25 protein-coding genes are annotated in these 26,588 nt (G+C 36.8%); 1 reads left to right on the forward strand and 24 read right to left on the reverse strand.

Annotated features, from left to right (window positions below):
* From V7127_RS03645 to kdgD, 7 genes are all read right to left on the reverse strand, one after another.
* Positions 1-356 (reverse strand): hypothetical protein (locus V7127_RS03645; protein WP_335483612.1); only part of this gene is annotated, 356 nt, incomplete at its 3' end.
* A gap of 32 nt (positions 357-388) precedes the next feature.
* A complete protein-coding gene (locus tag V7127_RS03650; RefSeq protein WP_335483614.1) occupies positions 389-1,123 on the reverse strand; it encodes an enoyl-CoA hydratase/isomerase family protein in 735 nt (244 codons plus the stop codon).
* 36 nt (positions 1,124-1,159) lie between these two features.
* Positions 1,160-2,398 (reverse strand): CaiB/BaiF CoA transferase family protein, encoded by a 1,239-nt coding sequence (locus V7127_RS03655; RefSeq protein ID WP_335483616.1) that lies wholly within the window; start codon positions 2,396-2,398, stop codon positions 1,160-1,162.
* 19 nt (positions 2,399-2,417) lie between these two features.
* The gene (locus tag V7127_RS03660) at positions 2,418-2,792 is read right to left on the reverse strand and encodes a hypothetical protein (protein ID WP_335483618.1); all 375 of its coding nucleotides are present in this window, start codon (positions 2,790-2,792) and stop codon (positions 2,418-2,420) included.
* Positions 2,793-3,582: 790 nt separating this feature from the next.
* Complete coding sequence (locus V7127_RS03665) at positions 3,583-4,518, reverse strand: ornithine cyclodeaminase family protein (protein WP_335483620.1); 936 nt, start codon at positions 4,516-4,518, stop codon at positions 3,583-3,585.
* Between the two features lie 183 nt (positions 4,519-4,701).
* Positions 4,702-6,168, reverse strand: a complete 1,467-nt coding sequence (gene gucD, locus V7127_RS03670) for an alpha-ketoglutaric semialdehyde dehydrogenase GucD (protein WP_335483622.1) — start codon at positions 6,166-6,168, stop codon at positions 4,702-4,704.
* A gap of 12 nt (positions 6,169-6,180) precedes the next feature.
* A complete protein-coding gene (kdgD, locus tag V7127_RS03675) occupies positions 6,181-7,110 on the reverse strand; it encodes a 5-dehydro-4-deoxyglucarate dehydratase (RefSeq protein ID WP_335483624.1) in 930 nt (309 codons plus the stop codon).
* A gap of 329 nt (positions 7,111-7,439) precedes the next feature.
* Here kdgD and V7127_RS03680 point away from each other — a divergent pair, with 329 nt between their 5' ends.
* Positions 7,440-8,132, forward strand: a complete 693-nt coding sequence (locus V7127_RS03680) for a FadR/GntR family transcriptional regulator (protein ID WP_335483627.1) — start codon at positions 7,440-7,442, stop codon at positions 8,130-8,132.
* A gap of 291 nt (positions 8,133-8,423) precedes the next feature.
* On the opposite strand, the gene V7127_RS03685 is transcribed toward V7127_RS03680, so the two are convergent.
* The 17 genes from V7127_RS03685 to V7127_RS03765 all read right to left on the reverse strand — a co-directional run bounded on the left by V7127_RS03685 (position 8,424) and on the right by V7127_RS03765 (position 24,700).
* Positions 8,424-9,257, reverse strand: a complete 834-nt coding sequence (locus V7127_RS03685; protein WP_335483630.1) for a hypothetical protein — start codon at positions 9,255-9,257, stop codon at positions 8,424-8,426.
* A 16-nt stretch (positions 9,258-9,273) separates the two neighbouring features.
* Positions 9,274-10,719, reverse strand: a complete 1,446-nt coding sequence (locus tag V7127_RS03690; RefSeq protein WP_335483633.1) for an amidase — start codon at positions 10,717-10,719, stop codon at positions 9,274-9,276.
* A complete protein-coding gene (locus tag V7127_RS03695) occupies positions 10,716-10,913 on the reverse strand; it encodes a hypothetical protein (protein WP_335354420.1) in 198 nt (65 codons plus the stop codon). The genes V7127_RS03690 and V7127_RS03695 overlap by 4 nt, the downstream gene beginning before the upstream one ends.
* A gap of 38 nt (positions 10,914-10,951) precedes the next feature.
* Positions 10,952-11,719 carry an HpcH/HpaI aldolase family protein gene (locus tag V7127_RS03700; RefSeq protein ID WP_335483636.1) on the reverse strand — a complete coding sequence of 256 codons (768 nt, stop codon included), beginning with the start codon at positions 11,717-11,719 and terminating at the stop codon, positions 10,952-10,954.
* Positions 11,720-11,930: 211 nt separating this feature from the next.
* Complete coding sequence (locus V7127_RS03705) at positions 11,931-13,232, reverse strand: TRAP transporter large permease (RefSeq protein WP_335483672.1); 1,302 nt, start codon at positions 13,230-13,232, stop codon at positions 11,931-11,933.
* 2 nt (positions 13,233-13,234) lie between these two features.
* Positions 13,235-13,729 (reverse strand): TRAP transporter small permease, encoded by a 495-nt coding sequence (locus V7127_RS03710; protein ID WP_335483639.1) that lies wholly within the window; start codon positions 13,727-13,729, stop codon positions 13,235-13,237.
* An 18-nt stretch (positions 13,730-13,747) separates the two neighbouring features.
* Entirely contained in the window at positions 13,748-14,776 is a 1,029-nt protein-coding gene (locus V7127_RS03715) for a TRAP transporter substrate-binding protein (RefSeq protein ID WP_335483642.1), read from the reverse strand.
* Between the two features lie 286 nt (positions 14,777-15,062).
* Positions 15,063-16,037, reverse strand: a complete 975-nt coding sequence (locus V7127_RS03720) for an aminopeptidase (RefSeq protein WP_335483645.1) — start codon at positions 16,035-16,037, stop codon at positions 15,063-15,065.
* A 41-nt stretch (positions 16,038-16,078) separates the two neighbouring features.
* Entirely contained in the window at positions 16,079-16,540 is a 462-nt protein-coding gene (locus V7127_RS03725) for a RidA family protein (protein WP_335483648.1), read from the reverse strand.
* Between the two features lie 277 nt (positions 16,541-16,817).
* Complete coding sequence (locus tag V7127_RS03730) at positions 16,818-17,474, reverse strand: YczE/YyaS/YitT family protein (protein WP_335483675.1); 657 nt, start codon at positions 17,472-17,474, stop codon at positions 16,818-16,820.
* Positions 17,475-17,805: 331 nt separating this feature from the next.
* On the reverse strand, positions 17,806-18,816 hold the full coding sequence (locus V7127_RS03735; RefSeq protein ID WP_335483651.1) for a proline racemase family protein: 1,011 nt from the start codon (positions 18,814-18,816) through the stop codon (positions 17,806-17,808).
* 168 nt (positions 18,817-18,984) lie between these two features.
* Entirely contained in the window at positions 18,985-20,070 is a 1,086-nt protein-coding gene (locus V7127_RS03740) for an ABC transporter ATP-binding protein (RefSeq protein WP_335483654.1), read from the reverse strand.
* Between the two features lie 13 nt (positions 20,071-20,083).
* On the reverse strand, positions 20,084-21,166 hold the full coding sequence (locus V7127_RS03745; protein WP_335483657.1) for an ABC transporter substrate-binding protein: 1,083 nt from the start codon (positions 21,164-21,166) through the stop codon (positions 20,084-20,086).
* A gap of 24 nt (positions 21,167-21,190) precedes the next feature.
* Positions 21,191-21,979 carry an ABC transporter permease gene (locus tag V7127_RS03750; protein WP_335483660.1) on the reverse strand — a complete coding sequence of 263 codons (789 nt, stop codon included), beginning with the start codon at positions 21,977-21,979 and terminating at the stop codon, positions 21,191-21,193.
* Positions 21,976-22,818, reverse strand: a complete 843-nt coding sequence (locus tag V7127_RS03755) for an ABC transporter permease (RefSeq protein WP_335483663.1) — start codon at positions 22,816-22,818, stop codon at positions 21,976-21,978. The genes V7127_RS03750 and V7127_RS03755 overlap by 4 nt, the downstream gene beginning before the upstream one ends.
* Before the next feature lie 12 nt (positions 22,819-22,830).
* The gene (locus V7127_RS03760; RefSeq protein WP_335483666.1) at positions 22,831-24,000 is read right to left on the reverse strand and encodes a M28 family metallopeptidase; all 1,170 of its coding nucleotides are present in this window, start codon (positions 23,998-24,000) and stop codon (positions 22,831-22,833) included.
* Positions 24,001-24,010: 10 nt separating this feature from the next.
* Positions 24,011-24,700: a GntR family transcriptional regulator gene (locus tag V7127_RS03765; protein ID WP_335347309.1), complete on the reverse strand. Its 690-nt coding sequence runs from the start codon at positions 24,698-24,700 to the stop codon at positions 24,011-24,013.
* Between the last annotated feature and the right edge of the window lie 1,888 nt (positions 24,701-26,588).

Genomic DNA, 26,588 nt, shown 5'->3' on the forward strand with positions numbered 1-26,588 from the left:
TCATGTTTACATATCAATGCATTTCCTTTTAGGAAATCTACTTCATAAATAAAATAATTTCTCTCATTCTTCTTATATTTATCTTTTATGGTTACAATTACGTCTATTTCATCTCCAATTTTTGCATCCATGTAATACTCCATCTTTTGTTTTATTTGAATGGTTCCTGGTGATAATCTTCCGCCAAAAGCATCGTATATAGGAGCAAAGATTGCAAATAAATATTTTGGTACTTTGCCAGGCTGATAGGTATCTTGTAAAGCCTCCACATAGTCTCTCACTAATTGTTCAGTAATAACAAATTTACTTTTGAACTTATCTCCAATTGAAAGGGCATAATAATCAATAATTTTCATTTTTATTTACCTTCCCTTTTCATTCAAAAAGTTTATTTCCCAGTAAAAATAGGCTTCCTTTTTTCTAAAAATGATTTAAATCCTTCAATTCTATCTTCACTTCTATCAATGTTAGAGATAATCCTATTTCCAATCCCAGTATATTCCATAATATTTGGATCATTTGCAAGTTTCTTAAGACCCTTCACTACTAAAGGGGAATTTTGGGATATCGTTTGTGCCATCTTCATGGATTCATCCATTACTTGATCATCTGGAACCAGTCTATTAACAAAACCAACCTCATAAGCACGTTGCGCAGTGATACCATTTCCGGTTAACAGCATTTCAAGAGCAATCCCCTTAGGCATATATTTTGTCAAAAGAGAACCTACCCCACCGGTATATCCAATTTTAGCTTCCGGATAAATAAATTGAGCATTCTCTCCCGCAATCCGTATATCAGACATCATGGCGATAACCAACCCTATGCCAATACAATAACCAGTAACCGCTGCTATTATTGGTTTTGTAACCTCTGCTCCAATACCAGGTATCGATGCTGACACTGGGGTAAAGTCGTTAAGATCTAGCCCTGCACTGAACGATTTACCTTCACCTGATATGATTGCTACTTTAGCCATTTCATCTTTTTCAAATTTGCACCACGCATTATAGAGACCTTCAACCATATTCTTATTGAAAGCATTTAATTTTTCAGGTCTCTGTAAAGTAATCATTGCAACTTGTTCAATATTTTCATACCTTACCAGTTCATTTAAGGTCATGGAATATTCCTCCTAATTCATCCAAACAATGAATAATTAAATTACATTCTTTTCCTTTAAAAATTCATATTCTTCAGGATCTAACTCGAGCAGACCTAGATAAACTTGATCATTATCAGCACCCATCGTTTTTCCTGACCATGCAATCTTACCTGGAGTATGAGAAAATTTTGGTACTATCCCTGGAACATGAACCTTTCCTACTTCAGAATCATGAACTTCAACGATATTTTCACGAGCAGCAATATGAGGATCTCTAAAAATATGTTCTACACTATTAACCGGAGCTGCAGGGACACATGCTTCATCAAGTATGGCAAGCACTTGTTCACCGGTATATTGTCCCATCCATTCTTCAATGATTTCATTAAGTTCATCTGTATAGTTTGCACGATTACGCATACCAATAAAGCGGGGATCTTCTATCAAATATTCGAGATTCATAGCTGTTGCTAACCTTTTAAATGAGTTATCAAGCCCTGCATGAATAGTAATCCAACGCCCATCTCCAGCCTTATAAGTTTCTGCAGGAGCCATTGAAAGGTGGCGATTGCCAACTCGTTCCCTTATCTCACCATGAACTCCATAACTGGCAATTATATCCTCAGAAATACGGAAAGGAGCCTCATATAGAGCTAGATCAATTTCTTGACCTTTCCCTGAACCTATCACATCACGATAATAGACAGCCATTAATGCAGAAAGAGCATTAAAAGTACCAGTAAGATAATCCGCAATCGACACACCCATTTTTACCGGTGGTTTATCAGGGTGACCCGACACGTAGCTCATACCGCTATAGCTCAATGCTATACGATCTAGACCTGGCTTATTTTTATAAGGCCCTGTTTGACCATAGCCCGATACTCTAACCATTATTAAACGTGGATTGATTTCAGACAGCTGACCATATCCTAGATTCCAAGATTCAAGGGTTCCAGGGGAGAAATTCTCAACTAGAATATCTGCCCACTTAACTAGCCGCTTAATCAAATGTTGGCCTTCAGCTTGACGCATATCCAAAGTAATACAATGTTTATTGCGCGCTCCATCTACCCAGGCAAGTGAGCTGCCGTTCGCTGTTGCCTTCCCATATTGTCTAATAGGGTCACCGACATTGGGTAATTCAACCTTTATTACATCCGCTCCGAAGTCTGCGAGCAGGCCCGCCCCAAAAGGACCAGCAATAAGTGTTCCTATATCCAGAACCTTCAGCCCCTTTAAAGGGCCGAATTCAGATCTTCCTGGTAACTTGTTAGACTCCTTTTTTGCCATGTCGACTTTCCTCTCCCTATTATTTAGTAGGTTGGCTGGGCTCCACCTCATTATTTGGTAGATTGACACTTAATGTAACTTCACCGTTCTTCAATTTAGTTTTCAATTCATTAAATTTAGTTCCGGATTCTAACCTGAAAAATTTCAACTGCTCCTCCTGTGCCTTTGAATAGGATAACTCACAAAGCATTCCTGGAGGTGCACATAAAACCTTAACACCTTGGCTAACCATCCACTTAACCGTAGCCCCTCTCCGACCTTCTGTAAGGCCTAAAGCTGGATTAGGTGAATCAGTGCACTCCCCTGTATCTGTGTCATAAATTCTCGCAATCTCTCCTTCTACAATTGGAACAATTGTTTCATTATCTTTAGCCAAAACTATACCTAATTTCATTGTTATCCCCTCCTTGACCTTATTGTATAATAGTTTGAACAGTTAGAAAATTCGGTATTATTTTTGATTGATAACTGAAACCTATCAATATATGAATGACTTATTTTTTATGTAATTTATTTTCGCTTAATAGCTCAATAACATTTGAAAATGAAAGCGTATCTTTTTAATAAAAAAATGCCAGACCCTTTTCCTGTAAAAAAGATTAGGCACTGGATATTTAGCAAACACGTTAAATAAAGGCGCCCCCCTTCGGCTAAAATATTACCACTGGGGACAGGCGAACTAGCTTCTAGACTTAGTCTCGTTTCATAACTTAATTTTTCCATTTTCATAGCCTTTCGACTGTGCACGATGCATATATTCCTAGGTAGCTCAACATTAGTATTAATATACAAAAAAAGGAAATTCGTTAAAAAAGCCATAAACGTGTTTTTTCTAGCCAAAAGTGATTTTTTGAGGCGAAAAGAGGAGTTAAAATGCAGTTTTGGGGCTCAAAATGGAACTTTGATATTAAAAAGAAAGATTCCTACTGATGTTTATCATATAGAGACTGACTATGACAAGTCAGTCTCTATTCATCTAGTGGATGTGTTTGTAATGGTCGAAATCTCTTGATTGAGGCAAAAGTATTTTTTTTTTCCATTGAGGAATTGAAATTCNNCTTTTAATATTTTTATAGTCAAAAGTGAATCAATTTTATTAATGAATAACCTTTTTATTCAATGGATTTCATCCAATCCTCCAAACAGTCCCATTCCTCGGGTGAAATCTATAATGTTGTATTAATTTATTTCTTCAGTCGTTCATACACCAATTTCGCTGTCAGGATGTCAAAAATGGAGACGCCTACCGACTTAAAAATGGTTGTTTTTCCCTTCATCTCTTCATTTTTACCGCCTTGAATAAGGCTTTTTAGTTCGGGAACTGTCTTCTCACTATGGCCAAAGGTTTTAGCGGTTATCATTTCACCGCACTCCGAAAACGCCGCTTTTGTATCAACGTAAATATAATCAGCTTCTTTAATAATTGCATCTGGTATTTCCTGCATAAATGATTTAAATGCACCCGAACCCGCAAAATGTTTCCCAGTCAAATCTACCTTGCCATCGTAAGGGATAACCGGATCCGTTGAAGTTGTAGTTGTAATGATCACTTGTGATTCTTTCAAAATAGTTTCGGGTTCTGAAATTTCAAAGTGAATAGATGGAAATTCCCTCTTAGCCTTCTCTACAAACGAATCTAGTCTTTCAACACTCCGATTATAAACTAAAGCCCGGTGCACTTTCCTCACAGCGCATGCTGCCTGCAAATGACTCCATCCTTGATCGCCAGTTCCAATAATGCCGATGGTTGATGTCTCATTAGAAGCCAAATATTTCATGCCCAATCCACTTACAGCCCCGGTCCGCATCGCAGTGATAGTTCGTGCATCTAAAATGGCAAGTGGTTTCATTGTCTTCCTTTCATTCAATAAAAAGATCCCCCTCAACGTTGCTTCACCGATTGCCGCATTTCCTGGAGCGATCCCGATCAGTTTCGCCCCATAATAATTTTCATAAAAAGAGGGCATCAATAACGCAGAATTGTCGTCATCATTAATGAATAATCGTTCCGGAACGAGCGACTTTTTCTCCCCGTCATTCAAATAATAATCTTCAATAGTATCGATAATATCTTCCATTGTAATCAGGCTTTTTATCTCTTGCTCGTCGATAAAACGCATGGTCATCCTCCTCAACACGTTTGTTCTTTTTCACCGAAATCCTTATACAACGGAATATAGACCAACGATTTTTGCTGGTCTATCCCGCAATGCTTCTATTATAATTTGAAGTGATGCAAAGTTATCTGGATTAGAATAATAAGGAGTTAAGTGTCTCTTCGCATAACTCCCATACATTATTTCTTATTTGATAAATACCGTTTTAATTGATGTATAAAATTCTTTTGCCGCTTGCCCCTGTTCACGTGAATGAGAACTGGATTGCTTCATGCCACCGAAAGGAGCTTGCAATTCAACCCCCGCACTTTCTGCATTGATGCGAACAAGACCTGCATCCATTTCATTGATGAACGACAGCATATTGCTAATATTCGTTGTAAAAATGGAAGCACTCAGTCCGTATTCCGAGTCATTTGCCAATTCAAGTGCCTCTTCAATCGTATCTACTTTCATCAGAGCAAGAACCGGTCCAAAAATTTCTTCTCGCGCAAGGGCCATGTCAGAAGATACATTTTCAAAAACAGTCGGCTCCACAAAGTATCCATTCAAACCTTCTTTTTTCACTTCATTTCCACCGAGGAGAAGTGTAGCCCCTTCCGCTTTTCCTTTTTCAATCGCGGAAAGTACAGTGTCCAATTGACCTTGGCTTGCACTTGGCCCCATCCAAGTTCCTGCCTCCATCCCGTCCCCAACGGTGATTTCAGCAACTTTTTCAAGCAACTTCCCTTTAAATGCTTCATATATATCTTGTTGAACAATTACCCGGCTCGTTGCTGTACATTTTTGTCCAGTAGATTTTAATCCACCGCTGATTGTAGCTTCAACGGCCAAATCCAGATCTGCATCGTTCGCAACAATTACAGGGTTTTTCCCTCCCATCTCAAGTTGATATTTGATGCCCCTTGAAACAGCGATTTGCGCCAATTGTTTTCCAACCGAATTCGATCCTGTGAATGTGATGGCATCGATATCTTTATGGTTTGCCATTTCCGGTCCAATTAGGGAACCGGAGCCCGTCACCAAGTTCACAACACCTGCAGGAATTCCTGCGTCATGTAAGCACTCGATAATTTTTGCACTCGTAACCGCTGTCTCACTCGCGGGTTTAAGAACTACCGTATTTCCATAAATAAGAGCTGGGGCCATTTTCCACATCGGAATGGCTACCGGGAAGTTCCAAGGCGTGATCACACCAACAACACCTAAAGGAACCCTTGTTGTGAACATCAATGCTTCGCTGTCAGTCGAAGGGATCACATCACCAACCGACCGCATTCCTTCGCCTGCAAAGTAGCGTATTATGGCTACACCACGTGCCGTTTCGCCTTTCGCCTCTGGGAAAGTCTTGCCCATTTCAAGTGTCATGGCCGTTGCAATGTCATCGATTCTCTCTTCCATAATGGACGCAGCCTTCAACAAATAATCGCCACGCACATTACCAGCAAGTTTACGCCACGCTTTTTGGGCTTGCCGTGCAGCAGTAGCTGCTTTGTCGAAATCATTGCTTGAAGAAAGTTGATAAGCCCCTACAACTTCATCAATCCGAGCAGGATTTTTGCTAATGCCTGTCTGTCCTGTTTCAGAAGCGACCCACTCGCCGTTAATATAATTCAAATAGGTTTTTATTTTTGCTTCAGTTGTTGTAGTCATAATTGCCTCCTATTAAACAGCCGCTACTTTTGCGGGATACTTTTTCTGTGCCTTTTCAATAATGACTTTTAGCTCTTCGTAATGCCCTTTTTCAACAGGTGCGATTGGCGCCCGGACATTTGTTGTCACAGGAAGACCAACAATTTGCATGCCGGCTTTGATAAGCGAAACGGCATAACCTTTCTTCTGTTTACGGATACGATGAATCGGGAAAATCACATTTTCATACAGGTCATGCACCACTTCTTTATTGCCATTTAGAAGCGCTTCGTAATATTTCGCTGAAATTTGAGGAATATAGTTTGAAATCGCTGATGAATAAGAGGTGAATCCTAAGTTAACATACGCTGCCATAGTTACTTCCGCTAACGGCATCCCATTGATCCACTCTAGACGATCCCCGATCAGATGTGTAAATTCCACGTTCTTTTCCATATTACCAAGGCCGTCTTTATACCCGACAAGTTGTGGCAGTTCGCATAGTTTCTGAAGTGTTTCAGCTTCAAAAATGCAATTATCACGCTGATATACAATTGCATTCAAATCTGTGCTTTTAATAATCTCGCTTAAATAGGCGTAAAGGCCATCCTGTGATGGATCGATCAAATATGGCGGTAAAATCAGGTACCCATCCGCACCTAACTCTTCAGAAATCTTCGCTTGCTTTAAAGCGTGCGTAATGTTTCCTCCAACGCCTGTATAAAGCGGAACTTTGTCTTTTGTCTTTTCAACAGCAACTTCCACTATGGATCTGTATTCTTCATTGCTAAGTGCATGCAATTCTCCCGCTCCACAAGCTACAAAAATAGAAGACAATCCTTCTTTAATTAAAAACTCAATATTCTTCCCCAGTCCCTCTAAATCCAAATTCCCTTCTGTATCCATGGGAGCTACTGGAAATCCTAAAATCCCTTTTGGCGCCTGCCTTTTTTGCGTTGTCATATGAAATCCACCTTTCAAAATAATTAATTAATTTCTATATGTATTATTGTAATACAATTAAAATATTCTGTCAAATATAAAAATTCTAATCTATTAATCTAGTAACCCCTGCAATTTCCTCGGATACTGCTGATAATGAAACAATATCTTAAATTTCGTTAGTACTGACTTTAAGTTCTTAATGGCTGTTTCTGTTAAAATAAGACTAATCATTGTAACTGTATAAATTTAACAATCACACTACTCTTTTGACTAATATTTCATTATTAATGAAAAACCTTGAACAAACAGTTAAATTGTCATACAATAATTAAATAAGGAGGGTTTTTATGGAGAAATATACCGTGGAATCAATCACTAGGAATACATTGTCTCAGCAGGTTTTGGATCAGATTGTTAAGCTTCTGCAAACCGGTCAGTTGAAACCAGGGGACCGGCTCCCCCCGGAATTAGAATTAATGGAGAAACTAGGTGTAAGCAGACCAGTTATACGCGAAGCGCTAAGTTCTCTCGAAACTCTGGAAATGATTACCAAAAGGCCCCGTGGGGGTACTTTTATAAATAAAAAAATCGGTAAAACCCCATTTATGGTGATGCTGGCATTATCGATGGATAATTTACCTGCGATTATTGAAGCCAGAATGACATTGGAGCTGGGTTTAGTTAATCTTGCTGCCGAAAAAATTACAGAGGAAGACCTGAAGAAATTAAAAGAAACAATTTATCTTATCTCTAACAGTCCTGACGGAAATTATGGTTCTCATGATAGAGAATTTCATAGAATTATTGCACTAAGTGCAAAAAATCCCGTTTTGGAAGGAATGATTGATTCCCTGCTTATTACTCATGAAAAAACCGACAGTCTCATTAAGTATCGGGAACCCGAGATTACAGTTGAGCATCATACTGCCATATATGAAGCACTTGTGAAGAGGGATCCATATGAGTCATATAAACAGATGTATAAACATTTGAATTATGTTCGGAAAAAAGTCCTTGAGAACCACCCTAGCAAAGACTGATATGTAATTTTATAATTAAGGGCAAAAGCAGTCCATTATCGGACCCGTTTTCTTTTCATGATGGCACTGCTTCTTACTCCCTGATCTGCTATTTAAAATCCTCACTTACATGCTTAATCCTCTTATCGTAACGATATTAACGACTCTCTAATCCTTCATTCCTATGTAATCATGCTGGTCCCACGTGAACCGGCAGGAATGCTTTTGGTGAACACAATCCTTTCAAGAAGAGAGCCAGTGTGTCCGCGATGGAATATCGTTACACACTGGCTTACAAATTTTTTAAGTCTTTTAACTTAAACGTATAAATTTAATAATCATATCTTGAAACATCTCAGCAATATAAATATCACCATTTTCGTCAACAGTCACACCATGTCCGATTGTTCCCAAAGTAAGAAACCTTCCAAGAAGTTCACCATTTGGACTAAGCAGACTTAATGTGGGTGACTGATCAGTTACATAAAAGAAACCATCCTTATCTTCATAGATACTCATTGGACGATATAGATTCTTAATTTCATCCAAATATTCTCCCTTTTGATTAAAGATTTGAACTCTATTATTTTCACGATCAGCAACTAAGACACGATCTTGTTGATCTATCAATACTGAGTGGGGTACTGTAAATTCCCCTTCACCTTTTCCAGGTATTCCCCAAGTATTTATCAATTCACCACTCGAATTTAAGTGGTGTACAGAAAAGTTTCCATAACCATCTGAAACAAAGAAATCACCATTATCATTCACAGTTACATCTGTAGGATGATTAAAGGGTACACCTAAACCACCCGGATTCTCCTGATCCCCAATAACTTGAAGAATCTCTCCCGAACTATTAAATATTACTATCCTATGATGATTTCTATCAACCACACATACTCTACCATCCACTGTTATTCGAAAATAATGACCATCTGAGAGAGTCTCATCGAACCACTCATCAACAAGTTCACCATCTTTTGAAAAAATTAACATAAATGGATTACTTCGTTGTAACACATAGATACGTCCCTTATTGTCAGTAGAAATCCCAGAAATATTATTTAATGATTTATCTTTTGGTAACTGTATCCAGTCCCTTTTTGCCTGATATTTTTTATCACCAAGAGTAAAAATCTCCATTTTATCCCCCTTCCGACTACTCCATTACTTCTTCCAAGTTGGAATTTGCAATTCTATCAAAAGAAAGAGCTGAACTGTATATTTCAGTTTGTTCTAGCGCGTAAGCAAATTGATAAAGTTCAGCCTCAGCAAAGGCTTTTCCAATAAATTGTACGCCTATCGGCAACCCACATTCCGATACACCACCTGGAACAGAAATTGCTGGAAGCCCGGTAGTATTGCTTGGACCAGTTAATCGCGCAAATATACGGACATGCTCCTGTAATCCATAAGAATTTGTCTCTCTCTGTTCAATATTAGTTGGTACCATCGGCAAAGTAGGTGTCAAAATTACATCAACCTTATTAAAAACCTCGTTATGCATATCAATTGCTTTATGTTTTATTTGTAACATTTGAATATATTCACTAGCTTGAATAAGCATCCCAGCAATCGCTCTTGATCTTACTTCTTCTTCAATCTGTTCGGGCGTATTTATTAAATTTTTCTCTAACGATGTATATGCTTCAGCAGCCAAAATAACTTGCTGTGCTGTAAGAAGTTCATTCATACCAGAAAGCTCAACGGGCACAATTTCGGCACCAAGTTGTCGGCAATTTTCAACTACTAAATCAAACACACGGCGAACTTCCGTGTCAATAATATCAAAATAAAAGGAAGTAGGAATCCCGATTTTTTTACCTCTAATCCCTATATTAATACCTTCTGTAAAGTCTTCTATATTGGAATAAGCCGAATAGCTATCTTTTTTATCAAAACCAGACAATGCGTTTAACATCAGAGCATTATCGGTAACCGTTCGAGTCATAGGACCTAGATGGTCTAATGTTGGGCACAATTGTATGGATCCATACTTACTCACCCTTCCAAACGTCGGTTTCATTCCTACGATTCCACACATCGAAGCAGGCATCCTAATCGATCCCCCTGTATCCGAGCCAACTGAGCCGTAACATAGATAGGAAGCTACAGCTGCTCCGGATCCGGAACTTGACCCTCCTGTTATTTTTTGAGGGTTATGCGGGTTTTTAACTGGTCCAAAAAACGATCGGTCTCCTGTTGTTCCATAAGCAAATGCATGCATATTTAATTTGCCGATCAAAATGGCTCCAGCGTCCTTTAATTTCGTAACAACCTCTGCATCAAAATTAGGAATATAATCCTTAAATACTTCAGAACCAAAGGTAGTTTTCACTCCTGCAGTACAAATTAAGTCCTTTAATCCAATAGGAATTCCATGAAGCGGACCCTTATAATTACCATTAATAATTTCTTCTTCAGCTCGTTTAGCAGCTTTTTTTGATTCTTCTTCTATTATTGTAATGAACGCATTCAACTCTTTATTTTTCGCTGAAATCAAATTGAGGCTTGTGTTTAACACTTCAACAGGAGAAATTTCTTTTTCTTTTATGCTCTTACTTAGCTGCTCGATACTCCATTCTAAAACATTTGATTTACTCATTTAATAGATTCACCTCTTTTTTGATTAAGTGAAAATATGGGTTCATGGGTAAGTAATGTGTTATTTGCTTTTATATCTCGAATTTTATTAGTAAATACAGTTGCCTCTACACTAAAAGCATTTACATCAAAATATCCGCTATCTATCTTATTGTGTTCAAATAACATTAGTAATTTCTGTTTTATGTCCATCACTTTAACAACTCCTTGTTAATATTTGTCTGCCTACATCATCATAATTTGACAGATTCAAGATGAGCTTTTAAACTTTGCGTTAAATATGAGGCATCTACAGCAGGTGTTGTAAGGTAACTAACACCCATATCTATTACTTCTCTTACTTGATTTGGTTTAAAAGCCGGGATACCCACTTTGACTCCAGCATTATTTGCTTTGTTAATTACCTCTTGAATCGCTTCACGGACAATTGGATGAGTTACTTCCCCCGGATAACCAAACGATCCAGATAAATCAGTTGCACCAATAAATAATAGATCTAAGCCCTTTGTAGTGACAATATCATCAATATTTAAGACTGCTTCAGCATCTTCAATCATCCCGATAACTAGTAATCTTTCATTTTGGCTTCTCATATGGTTTTCAATATTCACACTTACACCACCGAATTTGGCTAATCTTGTTGAAGCATCTAGACCTCGTTGGCCAATTGGTTGATATTTTGCCATTGCCACTATTTTTTCAGCTTGTGCTTTTGATATTAAATGCGGTACCATTACTGCATCTGCACCTGCCTCTACAGCCCTCAAAATAGTACCGTAATCTTCCTGAGGAGTTCGAACTACGGATGTTATGTTTGCAATCTGGGCTGCCCTAATCATATGTTCCATTGTTGACAGATCCAATGTGGAATGTTCTAAATCAATGACGGCAAAATCATAGCCAGCATACCCCAATATTTCTATAACTGCAGGATCTTTTAAAGCTGAAAAAATACCATAAGCAATTTGATTATTATCTAGTGCTTTTTTTAGTTTATTCATTTCTAATCCTCCATAATTATTGGGAAATCTAATTAAATCATTCTCTCAACATGTTGTAATTGTACGTACATCAAATAGTACTCAGTTACGATTTCACAAGTCAGCCACTATTACAAGTTTAATGACGTTCGTATTACAATAGCTTGTTGAAATGCAATTTGTATAGAAACTTTAAAAGCTTAAATAATAATTAATATTCTGATTAATCAGATCAAGAGTAACCTGCTAACTTTGGCAAGAATGTTGAAAACCAAGAAACATATGTGATTAGCATAAGAACAACGAAAATCGCTGCATAAAATCTAAAAAGGTGCGGCATGACACTTTCCAGTTTTCTTTGGGCGACTTTTATACCTACAAAGAGGATGTTACCTACTGGTGGTGTAATGGTTCCAATGCTCAAATTAAACGTAAGCATAATACCAAAATGTAAAGGTGTCATTCCTAACGCTGTACACACAGGCAATAAAATTGGCGTGAAAATTAATATTGCAGGGGTCAGGTCCATAAAAGTACCGACAAACAGCAATAGTAAATTAATTACCAGTAATACAATAATTGGATTTTCTGAAATTCCCAATATTGCATTAGCTATTAAAGAAGGAATTTCAGTAAATGACATTACCCATGCCATTATGTTGGATGCACCAATTAAGAACATGATAATTGCCGATAACTTGGCACTATCTAGCAAAATACTATATAAATCTTTCATATTTATCGTTTTATAAAATAACATGGATAGCAATAAACAATAAGCAACTGCAATGGCAGAACCTTCAGTAGCACTAAATACACCAGCGACTATCCCGCCAATAACGATAAAAACTAACAGTAAGCTCGGAATTGCCTCAAACGTTACTTTAAGCAATTCTTTAGCTGTTATAGGCCTTTTTGCAACAAAACCTCTCTTTTTTCCATAGAAATATATGACAACCATACAGCTTAGACCCCATAATATTCCCGGAATGACTCCACCAAGGAATAGCGCAGCTACAGAAGTACCCCCGCTTGCCAAGGCGTACGTAATCAAAGCAGTACTTGGTGGTATCAATAGCCCTGTAGGAGCCGTGGCAACGTTAATGGCTGCTGAAAAGTCCTCATCATATCCTTCCTTTTTTTGGATCGGACCAATAATTGTTCCCATTGCAGATGCAGCTGCTGCTCCTGAACCGGATACGGATCCAAACAACATGTTCGCTACTACATTAGTATGGGCTAAAGATCCTGGAATTCTTCCAGTCAAGGCAGTTGCAAAGTTAATTAGTCGGACTGCTATGCCACCTTTGTTCATGATATTGCCTGCCAAAATGAAGAAAGGAATAGCCAGTAGTGTAAAAATATTAATCCCCTGAAACATTTTTAATGCTGATGCTGGTATCGCTGCTGAAAAACCTAATGAGTAAACAATGGCTAAAATCGATGAAATAATCAGTGAGATTCCAATCGGAATGCCCAGCAGCAATAATATTATTAGCGCAACAAAAATTAATAAGCCTGCTGATAGTGCTATGCTCATTGCAATTCCCCTTTTCCGCTCTCATTAAATTCCTGTATCGTTTGGATTATGTTAATTAAGCTATAGATAACGATCAAAACTCCGCTAATCGGAAGTATGATATAAATCCAATCCATAGAAATGCTCAGCGTAGGGGAAATCTGTAATGCTCCGACCCCCATCACCGCTTTTCCGCCAACTAAAAAGACGCTAATAGCTACGGCCAAAATAAGCAACTCGGAAAAGATGGATATTGCTATTTGCCCTCTTCCTTTCACCTTATCAGAAAAGAAAGATAATCTCATATGGTCTTTTTGGCCAAATACCAATGCTGTTCCCAGCAACGAAACCCAGACAAATGAATAACTCAATATATCTTCAGACATAGTACTTGGGCTATTAAATACATACCGCATCATAATCTGGTAAATGGTAATGAGCGTCATAAAAGCAAGAAGTCCAGCACACACACCGGAAAGCACCTTATCCAAAATATTTTTAAACTTTTTCATCTCATCCTCTCCCTTCATTTAGTTCTGGATTTCTTGAACCTTTTCATATAAAGGCTTTAATTCTGGGTACATATCTAGCAATTCTTCAGTTACCGGTTTTAGCACTTCTTCAAATGGCTTTTTGTCGACAGTAATAAACTCAACCCCCATCTCCTTTGCCTCTTCTATTAATATCGGAATATGCTGATCCCATTCCTCATTTTGAACTTGAGTAGTCATTTTAAAGCCGTTTTGAAAGATTTCCTTTTCTTCATTCGTAAGAGAATCCATAAATTTGGAATTGACTACGAGCATATCTGTAAATATCTGATGTTCTGTCCGGGAATAATATTTTGCAACCTCACCATGCTTCAAACTAACTAACGCCACCTCAGGGTTAGTCCCGGCATCAATCACACGATTTTGCAATGCGGTATATACTTCACCATGAGCCATCACAACTGCCGCAGCATCAAATGCTTGTACCATCTTGACATTCGCCTCACTGGATTGTACGCGTATCTTCAACCCTTTTAAATCTTCCGGATTTTCAAACTTCTTTGAAGAATAAAAGTTGTTAACACCATTGGCAAACCAGGCTACACCCTGAATCCCGTCATCAACAGTAGAGTTATAAATTTGCTTTATGAAATCTTCATCGTTCATGACTTTTCGAAAACTTGCTTCATCATTAAACAAATATGGTAAACCAAAAATCTTATATTCTTTGGCAAAGGACTCCAGATTGCTTCCACTTGTAGCAACAATATCGAGACTACCCATCTGCAGCAATTCAATTGCCTCTGTATTCCCACCCATTACAGCGTTATTAAAAATCCTTACTTCAAATTTATCCCCAAGATTTTCTCCAATATAATCTTTAAATTTGTACAGAGCTTTAGTGATTGAATGATCATCTGGCTGTACCGTCGCTATGCTGATAATCCGTTTTTCTCCAATATCACTAGATTTACCTATATCACTGCTGGCCGTAGCAGAACAACCAATTAACACCAGCACCAAGGCAATGCTTATCAAAAGAGGGAGTATTTTATTCATCTTTTCCATTTAACCACCTTGTATAATGAATATTTATTCATTATTCCTTTCATAAAATGATTTATTGGTTTTAAGAATGCCACTTACATGATGCCGTGGGTTTAAGGTTCACCATTTCCTTGTAAGTGTTTACCGTTTGGCAAGTGAATTTCTTCCATAATTTTATTTATCTACCTCTTAACTGAATCTTTACGAATTGTAGATGCGCGAAAGTCTTTTAATAAAACTTTAGGAAGGGACTTCCCTTCCTGTCTCTTCATTCGGTCATACCTATAAAAACTTTTAAACTGATCCGTTAGACTAACAATTCTCCGTCTCTCATTATTGAATAATCATCAATTACAACTGTTACATTTTTAATGACTAAATCAAGATGCAGCGGGGAATCTACATGTCCTCCAAAGTTCAAGTTTTTTCCAATTCCAATATGAATATTTCCAAATGAACCTTCATCGGGAGCCATATGTCCGCACAAATAGTTTTCTTTATTTAATCCGAGGCCAAGTTCCGCGATATTATACACTGTCGGATCATTGAAATCAGCCAAAATTTTGCGAAGAATATCCGCTTCTCGCCCGCCCGTAATTTCTGTAATGAAACCGTTCTCAACTTTGCATGTAACAGGTTCATCAAGTAAATTTAGGAGTGGATGAGGAATACTTCCATCAAACACCAATACACCATTTGCTGTACCTTCGACTGGACCAAGGGCCACTTCTGCATTAGGTGGAAATGAAGCTGAACCTGGCTCTCTCGATGTCCCATAATCGAAAACAGGTTTACGTCCTTCAATGCTGCACACCATATTAGTTCCTCCAGGAGCAGTGAGTGTAAATGTTTTACCTTGATAATACTCAGAAACCCGATCAATGACCTTCCTTACTTCATCAAAATCAGCGGTTAGGCCGCCTTCTTCAAACATATGTAGAGCATAATCTTGTAGCCCCACCCAACGCAATCTTCCGTTTTTACTTGTTTCCAACCGTGCTTTTGAATGGTACATCGACATGGTTGTGGCACCAAATGCTACATCGCATCCATTTAATGCTGCTCTGACGGCTTCAGTTGGCTCAGCGCCATGTCCGTCTCTTGGACTCATAACAATCATCGTAGTATCAAAGTATTCTTTTGCATACTTATAAACAAATTCTCCGATATCCCTTTTATTATCATCGGTGATTACAAGTACTTTCTCGCCTTCTTTTAATTGGGTAACACTTGTGAACAATTGTTTTATCCCTAATGGCATTTCTTTTGGAAAATCTATCATTTTTTTCTACCCTCTTTCGATAAAATTATATGTTTTTTCTATTAAAATACTTCGACCACAATTTCAACTTCTACTGGTGTTCCTCCCGGAAGAGATGCAGCTCCCATTGCTACTCTACTGTGTTTTCCTGCTTCTCCAAATACTTCACTTGCCAAGAATGAAACTTCATTCATCACTTCCGGTTGATCAGTAAAATCCGGTGTGCTTGCAACATAACCTTTTATATTAACAATCTTTTTGATAGAATCGAGACTTCCCATGATATTTCGTACAGCAGCTAGACAATTTGTAAAGGCAATTTTGGCTGCCTCCTGAGCTTCTTCTATAGAAACTGTATCTCCCACAATTCCTTTATATTTCAATACACCGTCTACCTTTGCTGCATTTCCGGATACAAAAAGTAAATTACCGGTTTTAATGCCATCTTCAAACGGTCGTTGATTTGCTTGTGCTGGATCTGGTAGCTTATATCCAGCTTTTATTAATTTTTCTTCATAGTTCATGAACATCCTCCTCATTTGTTATTTTTTCTAGAATGACTTTTGTTTCTATGATTATAATTGTATTACAATATAAATAGTAATTCAATATTAATTTTAGAATTTTTTAAAAATTGACATTACAAATTGAAATTAGTTGCCGCTCACTTCCTTCAGATTCTGCGCAACACAGACACCCTTGTGTTAAGCTACAGCTATTTCTGCCTTCACAATTTGGGACTCATCCCTATAGACTGTACACATGCTGGGCGCACATGAATAAGAGACTGACTTTGCCAAGTCAGTCTCTTATTCCTCTAATGGATGTATTTGTAATAGTCGAAGTCTCTTGTTTGAGGCAAAGATAAAATAATTTCTTGCATTGAGGAATTGAAATTCCTAGGATTGGCCCTAAACCAAAAGCAATAAACAACGTCCCTATTCCGACAGGGCCACCTAACAACCAGCCTAAAAGAAATATTATTATTTCAATCCCATTTCGTACCCATGGGATGCGCCAGCCCGTTTTTTCAACAATCAAAAGCATAAAATTATCTCTTGGTCCTGCTCCAAGGTCAGCAGAAACATATAAACCAATTCCAAAACCTAAAAAAATTACACCGAATAAATACACTATTGATTGACCTATTAAACTATCAACTGTTGGAAGCAGCCAATTAAAAAAATCAATAAACAATCCAAGAAACACCATATTAAGAAGTGCTCCTATTTTTGGCCATTCCTTTTTTATTAAGGAACTAATCAACAACAGTAAACATCCACTTATAATTGACCAAGATCCAATGGAGAGCCCCAATTTGAGAAATAACCCGTAATGAAAAACATCCCACGGTCCTATCCCCAATTGTTTCCCTTTAATAGTTAAAGAAATCCCAAAAGCCAAAATCATTAATCCAAAAACAAAAAAAGACCAGCGCAGAAACCATTCTCTTCTCATCATGACTGCTCCTTCATCTTATAGAATGCTATTTCAATATACCATAAGAATGTAGGAATAGGCACATTGGGTTGGATAAATGTCTTAGGAGGGCTAGCAGCTAAAATTGGGAAAATCGCATTCACAGATTAGTTAGAAGCATGGATGGATTACTCAGTATATTTATCTGTTCTATTAACAATTATATACGTAGAATAATCTCTATTATGTAATTCAAAAGCCTCCCCAGTTGAAGTAGCCTCAACCCATCCACCATCTCTTAACATTTCAAAAAGCGAAGAGACGATCTTAACTCGTTAGATCGCTCTTCGCTTGAACAATTCTAGTGATATTAATCTACAATAAATCCGTGTTTAAATGGATCGTTTGGATCAATTAAAATATTTTGGAATCCTGTAATAAAGGCCGATCCAGTTATTTCTGTAATAACTGCATCTTTATCGCCAAGCATTGTGCGTTCGGTAGCTTTTCCAATAAATTTACCACCAACAAATCCCTCGCAAATTACTTCTTCATGTAAATCTAATTCATTTCTTCCAACCATTCTTGCGACCATAGCAGTTGTACCAGTACCACCAGGTGATCGGTCAGCTTGCTGTTCACTAAACATATGAACATTCTTATAAGTAGCTTCCGGATAAAGTTGAGGCTTTCCGTAAAAAGTGACAATATCAATATAGTTAATATAAGGTTTAGTAGGATGTTGTACTTTTACCTGTTCATTTACATGCTGTTTAATAATTTTCGCCAATGCTTTAAGTTTAGTTCCATTTGAAACATGGATTTCTTCATTTAACTGCTCAATATTAACCCATGCAAAATAGTTTCCACCAAAACTAATATCTACCGTAATTTCCCCAAGCTCTCCAGCATCTATTACAACATCCCTTTGTTCAAGGAATCCTGGAACATTTGTAAAAGTCACTGACTCAACACGGCCATTTTCTACTTTAACTCGCGGGTAAACGAGGCCGGCAGGTGTTTCTAAAACCAGTTCAGTTACTGGACCTTTCACTTCAACTAATCCAGTTTCAACTATTGCGGTTGCTACCCCTATAGTTGCATGCCCACACATATTTAAAAAGTTTGTATTATCCATATAAATGACTCCAAAATCAACATCATCTCTAAGAGGAGGTAACAAAACTGCTCCAAACATATCACGATGTCCACGAGGCTCTTGAATGAGAGCGTTACGGAACCATTCATAATGTTCAGCCATATAGTCTCTTTGCTCTGCTACAGTATTTCCTTTAAGTTTTAATAATCCACCATTAATAATTCTTGTAGGCTCTCCAAAAGTATGAGTTTCAATAGTTTGAACAACATTTGTAAAATTCATTTTTTATATCTCCCTTATATTTAAATTTACTAGATTATTAATCTAGGATTACATAGCATTACATCAGGAATGAATAACATTCCTATTAAAGAAATAAATAAGACTAGGATAAACAAAATATTGTATTTACTTACTTGGAACATAATTATATTTGTTATAACTGTTGCTTTAGAGTACTCTAACCAAGTCCTTCCTAACACTCAAGGAAATACTACTTTCAGTTAAATAATCCAAAATTTCTTCATCAGGTAGATTAATAATAATCTCCTGAGAACCTGATACACACTCAACTACTCTTTTTGAACCAACAAAATGAACATTTTTTATTTTTGCATCAAATGAAATTTGGTCTGAAGAAAAGGGATTATTCGATATTTTTAAGTGTTCAGGTCTAATTACTAGTTTTTTATTTGATGTATAAATTTGCGAAAACTCTTTCATTAGATTTTCTTTATTTTTGTTTTGTAATAAATTTACATCTATTACGTTAGTTTCCCCGATAAAATCAGCAACAAATAGCGTTTTTGGATTGCTATAAATTTGTTCGGGAGTGTCAATTTGTTCAATTCTCCCACTGTTCATAACCGCAATTCGGTCTGACATGATTAAAGCTTCCTCTTGATCATGAGTGACGTAAATAAACGTAATCTTAAATTGTTCATGAAGCTTTTTTAATTCGAACTGCATTTTTTTTCTCAGCTTTAAATCTAGTGCCCCGAGTGGTTCATCTAGGAGCAACACTCTGGGCTTGTTCACCAAAGCTCTAGCTAATGCAACCCTTTGCTGCTGACCGCCAGACAGTTGCCTTGGATATTTGTCTTTATGCTCCTCTAATCCCATAATTTCGATAATTTCATTTGTTTCGCTTGTAATTTGAGCCTTTGATATTTTCTTTTGCTTTAGTCCAAAAGCGATATTATTATAGATACTTAAATGAGGAAACAATGCATAGTTCTGAAAAACGGTATTAACTGGACGGTGATTAGGTGGTAATTTACCTGTTTCTTTACCGTCAATCTTTATGCTTCCTTGACTTGGCAATTCAAACCCGCCAATCATTCGAAGAGTGGTGGTCTTACCACACCCACTGGGACCAAGAAGGGAAAGGAACTCCCCTTCTTTTATACTTAAGGAAATGTTATCAACTGCAATTGCCTGATTATATTTTTTGGTCACCTCATTAAACTCAATTATGCTATTTTTTTCTTCGGCCTGATGTAAGTTACGGGTTTCTGCTAATGGAACCGCTGTCATAATTGAAACCTCCTTAACTTCCCATTTGTCTATTCCAGAGTTCGTTCCACTCATCCCTGTTTTTGTTTATGAGATTGTAATCTGGCATTTTTAAATCCTGAAGTGATCCGTTTTTGCCATATGGCATTCTTTCAAGCGTTTTTTCATCTAATTTAACATCCTTATGAACTGGTGCTAGATATAAGTCATTAGCGATTCCTTCCTGTGCAGCCTTTGAAGTAGCATAGTTTAAGAAGGAATAGACTTGATCGGACTTTTTTGTCCCTTTCACAACATGCCAGAAGCTACCTGCACCTAGAACGCCTTCCTCTGGTACGACAAACTCAATCGGCAGACCTTGGTCTTTCATTACATATGCGGGTCCACCATAATGTGCTCCAACTGAAGCCTCTCCGCTTTGATATAAATTAGTAGCAGCTCCTGATCCGTCAAAAAATGCAACTACATCTAAAGACTTCAATTTTTCTAGTCCTTTTTCCACTTTCCCTTTTTCTTCCCCTTCCAGCTCAGAAATTTGCATTAATAAAGGGAGTCCTCCAGTAGTTGCAGGTGTAGGAATTGTTAATTTTCCTTTGTATTCGTCATTCCAAAGATCCTTCCATGATTTTGGTGGATTATTAACTACGTCTTTGTTATACACGATTCCTAAACCCCAATATCCAAGAGCTACACCAAATGTTTCATCATCAATTCCTTGAAATGCCTCAGGTAAAAGAGAATCGCTTTCTTTAAATTTGCTTCTATCAAGTTTTTCGACAATTTCATTCTGATATGACAATTCGGAAATTCCTGAGTCCAATAAAGCTAAATCAATAGTAGGAGAGCCCTTTTCCTGTAATAAACGAGAATAAGTTGTTGTTGAATTCCCTTCAATGATATTCACTTTAATGCCGGTCTCTTGTTCAAAAGGTTTAATTATGTGCTTTTTAATAGTTTCTCCCCAATCACCACCAAAAATGGCAATGGATATTTCCTGACTTTTTACATCTGTATTAGCCTCAGTTGCATCACCTTTGGGTTGAACAGGCTTTCCACAACCAGTAGCAACCATTAACAAAACTACGAATAATATTGCATACACTCTTAATTTCTTCATAAAGAACCCCCCTAGTGTCCTGTTTTATTTTGAGGCAATATTCTCAATTCCCACTAACATATCAATAATGAGAATTAGGATAAAAGCGATATAAATTGTTACAGCGGAAACAGCAGCAATCATTGGATCGATATTATACTGAACATAATTGAACATTTTAACAGGAAGTGCCATTTGATCGGCTGCTGTAAGGAAAATGGTCACTTCTACATTTATCCAAGAGACAGCAAATGAAAATAGAGTTCCAGCAATAATGCTTGATTTCATTAGTGGCAATGTTATGGAGAAAAAGGTTTTCCATGCTCCTGCACCCAGGTCCCTGCTCGCTTCTTCTATATATGGGCTTATCCCTATAAAGCTATTCACGCATGTCCGAACAACATATGGCAAAATAATAACGATATGTGCAAATACTAAGGTTACGAAATTCTGTGGACTGTTCGTAAAGTAATAAAAAAACTGTAGCAGAGCCAATCCTAAGAAAATTTGAGGAAGCAGGAGAGGAGATGAAATTAGATTCATCACAATCCCCTTTCCTTTAAAAGTATTCCTTGCTAAACCGTAAGAAGCAGGAATACCGATCAATATTGCACAGAGTGTTGCTGCACCAGATAATTTGAAGCTATATAGGAAGGACTCTACATAAGAAACATCTTCAAAAAGCTTTTGATACCACTTTAATGTAAATCCTTTGCCAGGGAAGCTTAAATAATTTAGTTCTGTAAATGAAACATTAATTAGAACCAATAGAGGGAAGGCTAGGAATAGAAAAAGGAAACAGCCCACAATCCACATAATTGTTTTAGAAATCAACGTCTTCCCTCCTCAACCCAGTCAGATCTTAATAAATAATGATTCAGTCCAATAATCAGGAAGCTAAAGATTAAGACTGCAAAAGCAACAGCTGAGCCAAACTGATAATTAAACACTTGCATCATCTGTTCATAGATAACAGTAGCAATTAATTGAACTCTTCCTCCAGAAAGCATGGCAGGTGTTACGTATGCACTGATAGCTAAAGAGAAAACCATAACACTTCCAGCTAAAATACCTGGGACTGTCAGTGGGAGAGTTACTTTTATAAAAGTTTGTAAAGGGCTTAGTCCTAAATCGGCAGCAGCCTCTTCAAATCTAGTATCTATATTTTCTAAAACTGTTGTTATAGATAAGATCATAAAAGGAGCTAAGATATACACCAAGCCAATTATGATTCCCGTTTCGTTATACAGAAGCTTTATCGGCTCAGAGATGATACCAAGTCCCATTAACGTTTTGTTGATAAATCCGTTATTCCCCAAAATCACCATCCAGCCAAATGACCTGACAACTGCACTTGTAAATAATGGGGAAATGATCAGGATATAAGCAATTCTTTTCAACAGCTTTTTCTTAATATATTTGGTTGTAAAGTATGCGATAAAATAACCGATTACCAGAGTAATGAAAGTTGCAATTAAAGAGATTTTTAAAGATCGGAACGTAATGGACAAATAGTGTTGATCTTGAAAATATAAAAGATAATGCTGGAATGTAATACTTCCGTTCTCATCCAAAATAGAATTATTAAGGACAACAATTAAAGGAAGAATGAAAAATCCCAATAGAATTAAGACAGACGGAGCCAATAGAAGGACGATAGTTTTTTTTGACATAGCTGTTCACCCTTACTCTATTCGTTTAAGTAAATTAAAAACGGTTTCAATAATAAGCTCCACTTTATCATATTCAATTTTTTCTATTGTATCTGTCGGACGGTGATAGTCTGGCAATCTCCAAAACATGAGCAGTGCTGTTGGAATACCTTCTAGATGGAACATCCATTCATCTGCTCCAGCCTTAGGAGTATCAACATCAACTTCAAAATCGCCTCTCTCATAAGCCCCAGATTCTCTAAAACTATCTTTTACTTTTTGACGAAAATCTTCCGGTCCAACCCATGACCAAATTTTGTCTCCTGCACTAATTTGGTCAAGATTTATTACAGCTGCTACTTCATCAAGTCTTCCTCTCTCTTTTAAATCATTTACGTAATAGTCTGCACCGATAAAACCGACTTCTTCATTGGAAAATGCAATGACATCAACATCAAATGGAAAATCATAATTTTCACTGCGTAGTCTTCTCGCAATTTCAATGATTCCAGCTATACCTGAACCATTATCATAAGCCCCAGGAGTGTTTAATGTAGTATCAGAGTGAGCGCAGACAATCACCCTTTTCCTATTTATAGTATTTTTGGATTTGTATGGATGACTAATGATATTTGCAGATTTACACTCCTTTATATTTCCTTCCACTTTTACAAATACTTCAATTTCATGACCTTCATTTAAAAGTTCCTGTACATGAAGATGATCCTCAAAGCTCATAACCACTGCAGGAATAGGGAATTTTGATCTTGGATTCAGTAATGCAATCGGATCGCCACCGCTATTTACAACAATTTGTGCTAAAATTTCGCCTTCTGCGCCTAAGACGTTGTAACAAGGCATATCATAAACGCCAGGTATCAATCCTTTTATCCCATGATATGTAAGTTTCCCACTAATTCCAGTACTAGGTGTGGACCCGGAAAATAATAGATAGGCTGTTTTTAATACTTTTGATATTGGATATAGAATCTCAAGTTCAGGCGATCCTTTAGGCTCCCAACCAATAAAAGGATAAACTTGCTTCTCAGCTTCTACTCCTATTTCATTAAGACGTTGATAAATATAGTCTGTCCCCTTCCATTCACCTTCTGTACCAGCAAATCTTTGCCCTACTTCCTCGCTTAAAACTCGAATAGTTTCTTTGATTTCCTCACGAACATTTGTAGATTTAATATCATTCATTACAACCCTCCTATATGTTCGAAGTTATTTGTTCTGAAGGCGTATTATCTTCCATTACAACTTTTGCATAATCTGTAATTCCACTTAAATGTTTGATAAATACTTCTTCAACCAGTTCTGGATCTCTTCTGCATAAAGCCTCATATATTTCTAAGTGCTCCTTAATGGATCTTTCTACTAGATGAGGTCTACTTAAAAAGGAATGTCTAAAATGAACTATATAATCATGTAAATTTTCTAGAATATTAACTAATCTGATTAAGCCAGAGGTTTTGATGATTTCCGCATGAAATAGGTCATGGACCTTCATAAGTTCATCAACTCTACCTTGTTGAAAGTAGACTTCTGACAGCTCTAGATAGCTTTTTAATTTCAATAGCTGATCGTCGGTGATTTTTGTTGCTGCAACTTTAGCTGCTGTAGGCTCTAATAAGGAACGAATGAGGATAATTTCATTGATGGATTCTAAGGATATTCCTTTGACTAGGCTGTGTGTTCTCGGGAGTATTTCAACTAATCCTTCTTGTTCTAATCGTTGAATAGCCTCTCTGACTGGAGTTCTACTAACTCCTAAGTTCTTAGCTAGATCCATTTCTACTAATCTTTGTCCATTTTTTAGTTCACCATTAATTATCTTTAATCTGAGTTGATTAAAAACTTCCGAAGCAATAGAAACAGATTTAATTTTATCTAACTTCATCTCAATTATTAACCTCCTCCCATTTTTGTATTGAATTCATTATACGACATATTGTATACAATCTACAATATATTTTTCTAAATATTTTTAAAACACATAAAATACTAAATAAACATAATCATTAATCATATTATGGAAATGCTATTTGAAAGAATAAGAGTATCGTGTCGTACTATATTAAATAATGCAGCTTGTCCCTCTGAACTAGGCTTAGCTGCGGGGCATTCATCTGCTTCGGACCTTGCGAAATAACCTTCAGATTATCACGGCACCGTGAACTCGCAGCTCTTTCGGAAACCTGTTGAATTTCTCTGAATTAAGTTTGAAACCTTATAAAGTCTATTGGAATAAGCATACCGACAAGGGCGAGCTGACAAAATTACATACAATTTGATAATAGAAATAATCAAATCTTTATAACTATATGAAATTTTAACCGGGTAATTTTGGTAATTGTGTAAAGAATGTATAAACGACTTCAAAACCAAGCTTTTTCATCCTCTTTTCCACAAAACAAAAAACACTCACAAACATTGATTTATCAAAATTTGTGAGTGCTTTATCGTTTCTAAATTTAACTCGTTTTTACCTAGGTATACCGGTGATCGGGGTAGAAATAGGTCTTTAAGTATTGAATTAATAAGGTTTTGTAGAAGCGATGTGTAAAATCATTTAATGCTAATGCAGTTGAAAAGTTAAACTGCTTCTTTTGTTTCTGCACTCAACATGTCTTGACATTAGGTCGCAGACACTTTTTTTAAATAAAAGATGTAGGGGTGTTTACCTGTTTGTTTCATTAAATAACGAATTATCAATACGAGCAGTTTTACAATCATTTTATTTCATCACAATGTTTTTTCAGAAGTCAAGGCTACACATCAAAATAACAAACTCCTCTGGTGATTTGGGTGTGGATTAATCATTAAGAAAAAAAAGAGAGAAATCAGTGGCACAAGACAATGCAATATGAAAAAGATTTTGTGTCGATGAAATAAATAAGGTGATTGAAGTAGCCAGTTACTAAAGCGCCACCATAAAAGATAGTCATTACCAACCGCTATTTTACTGACGCTACAAAGATATCTGCTAAAAAGGACCGGTAACTTTATATGACAGTTCTGATTTAATGAATGATTAATCAATTTAACGAAAACCAAAATTAAGCTTTCCAAACAAAAGCACCAATTGAAATTTAATAAAATTTATAATACGTGATTTTCAATTTAATTGAGCTATGTCTTTTGTTTTTCTTAAAGAGGATTCTTATTCAAAGCTTATGAAACCAGCAAATTGGTGCGAGGGAGAGGAGGAGAAATTTGCCCTTTGAATAAAGGACAGATTCCATTTAGTTATAAATTAAAAAACACCAACACATTATTGGCGCTTCAGTCGAGTATGGATTTTTAAGGTGCCGGAAGTAGGTATAACTACTCCCGACTCGCCCAGGTCTCACTTTACCGAGCACTCAACCATGAGTACACCTTATCCTGCCTAGCCTTCGCTATGAGTACGGTCAACATCTGGGAACTTGAATTCCCTTCTAACGGGAGACACTACGAAAGTTAGTCGCAGCCGTGGCTGACGGGATACCCAACGGAAAATTTTAACGTCATTATACTTCGGATTATTTGCCTGCCAAGTACTCCGAAGAGCGCTTCGCTACATAATATTGTCTTTAAATGAAGCTCAAAATGGATGCAAAACATTCCTTTGCCGTTCCATCTTTTTCATTTTTATATTATATTTATTAAATCCTTTTTATTAGTTATAATGTTCATTTCCAATTCTCACAACTTGTTTATTTGGATAAAATGGAATTTTAATCATTTAGGAGGTATTTAGAAATTAATCCAATACCTTCTTATTTCATAAGATAGTTTTTTAAAAT

The sequence above is a fragment of the Bacillus sp. JJ1773 genome, assembly GCF_036962035.1.
In the GTDB taxonomy this organism is placed as follows: Bacteria; Bacillota; Bacilli; order Bacillales; family Cytobacillaceae; genus Cytobacillus.

What these genes read in the sequence shown, in the direction of transcription:
- V7127_RS03650 (WP_335483614.1), bottom strand. Translation starts at nt 1,123, where the DNA reads ATGACCTTAAATGAACTGGTAAGGTATGAAAATATTGAACAAGTTGCA.
- V7127_RS03655 (WP_335483616.1), bottom strand. Translation starts at nt 2,398, where the DNA reads ATGGCAAAAAAGGAGTCTAACAAGTTACCAGGAAGATCTGAATTCGGC.
- V7127_RS03660 (WP_335483618.1), bottom strand. Translation starts at nt 2,792, where the DNA reads ATGAAATTAGGTATAGTTTTGGCTAAAGATAATGAAACAATTGTTCCA.
- V7127_RS03665 (WP_335483620.1), bottom strand. Translation starts at nt 4,518, where the DNA reads ATGCGTTTTATCGACGAGCAAGAGATAAAAAGCCTGATTACAATGGAA.
- gucD (WP_335483622.1), bottom strand. Translation starts at nt 6,168, where the DNA reads ATGACTACAACAACTGAAGCAAAAATAAAAACCTATTTGAATTATATT.
- kdgD (WP_335483624.1), bottom strand. Translation starts at nt 7,110, where the DNA reads ATGACAACGCAAAAAAGGCAGGCGCCAAAAGGGATTTTAGGATTTCCA.
- V7127_RS03680 (WP_335483627.1), top strand. Translation starts at nt 7,440, where the DNA reads ATGGAGAAATATACCGTGGAATCAATCACTAGGAATACATTGTCTCAG.
- V7127_RS03685 (WP_335483630.1), bottom strand. Translation starts at nt 9,257, where the DNA reads ATGGAGATTTTTACTCTTGGTGATAAAAAATATCAGGCAAAAAGGGAC.
- V7127_RS03690 (WP_335483633.1), bottom strand. Translation starts at nt 10,719, where the DNA reads ATGAGTAAATCAAATGTTTTAGAATGGAGTATCGAGCAGCTAAGTAAG.
- V7127_RS03700 (WP_335483636.1), bottom strand. Translation starts at nt 11,719, where the DNA reads ATGAATAAACTAAAAAAAGCACTAGATAATAATCAAATTGCTTATGGT.
- V7127_RS03710 (WP_335483639.1), bottom strand. Translation starts at nt 13,729, where the DNA reads ATGAAAAAGTTTAAAAATATTTTGGATAAGGTGCTTTCCGGTGTGTGT.
- V7127_RS03715 (WP_335483642.1), bottom strand. Translation starts at nt 14,776, where the DNA reads ATGGAAAAGATGAATAAAATACTCCCTCTTTTGATAAGCATTGCCTTG.
- V7127_RS03720 (WP_335483645.1), bottom strand. Translation starts at nt 16,037, where the DNA reads ATGATAGATTTTCCAAAAGAAATGCCATTAGGGATAAAACAATTGTTC.
- V7127_RS03725 (WP_335483648.1), bottom strand. Translation starts at nt 16,540, where the DNA reads ATGAACTATGAAGAAAAATTAATAAAAGCTGGATATAAGCTACCAGAT.
- V7127_RS03730 (WP_335483675.1), bottom strand. Translation starts at nt 17,474, where the DNA reads ATGAGAAGAGAATGGTTTCTGCGCTGGTCTTTTTTTGTTTTTGGATTA.
- V7127_RS03735 (WP_335483651.1), bottom strand. Translation starts at nt 18,816, where the DNA reads ATGAATTTTACAAATGTTGTTCAAACTATTGAAACTCATACTTTTGGA.
- V7127_RS03740 (WP_335483654.1), bottom strand. Translation starts at nt 20,070, where the DNA reads ATGACAGCGGTTCCATTAGCAGAAACCCGTAACTTACATCAGGCCGAA.
- V7127_RS03745 (WP_335483657.1), bottom strand. Translation starts at nt 21,166, where the DNA reads ATGAAGAAATTAAGAGTGTATGCAATATTATTCGTAGTTTTGTTAATG.
- V7127_RS03755 (WP_335483663.1), bottom strand. Translation starts at nt 22,818, where the DNA reads ATGTCAAAAAAAACTATCGTCCTTCTATTGGCTCCGTCTGTCTTAATT.
- V7127_RS03760 (WP_335483666.1), bottom strand. Translation starts at nt 24,000, where the DNA reads ATGAATGATATTAAATCTACAAATGTTCGTGAGGAAATCAAAGAAACT.
- V7127_RS03765 (WP_335347309.1), bottom strand. Translation starts at nt 24,700, where the DNA reads ATGAAGTTAGATAAAATTAAATCTGTTTCTATTGCTTCGGAAGTTTTT.